This is a genomic window from Leptolyngbya sp. CCY15150 (assembly GCF_016888135.1).
Classification (GTDB): Bacteria; Cyanobacteriota; Cyanobacteriia; order RECH01; family RECH01; genus RECH01.
In genome coordinates, this window is record NZ_JACSWB010000195.1 from 1 (window position 1) to 202 (window position 202).

Below are 202 nucleotides of genomic sequence, written 5' to 3' on the forward strand. Positions count from 1 at the left end.
TTCTGGCCTATCAGCGCATGATGGAGGGCAGTAAAGGGAAAAGTAACGCCCAAAGCCTGTTTGGTGTCCATCGGATACCCAGTGACAACCAGATCCGCAACCTGCTGGATGCGGTGGCTCCTGAGGAGGTGTTTCCTGTGTTTGAGGACATCCTACAGGTGTTAGAGGAGCAGGGGCAATTGGAGGGCTTTCGCTCCGTTGC

The 202-nt window shown here is 55.0% G+C and carries 1 pseudogene; it reads left to right on the forward strand.

What is annotated here, in order from left to right:
* Positions 1–2: 2 nt before the first annotated feature.
* Positions 3–202, forward strand: a pseudogene (locus tag JUJ53_RS13870) (ISNCY family transposase); the annotation flags it as partial.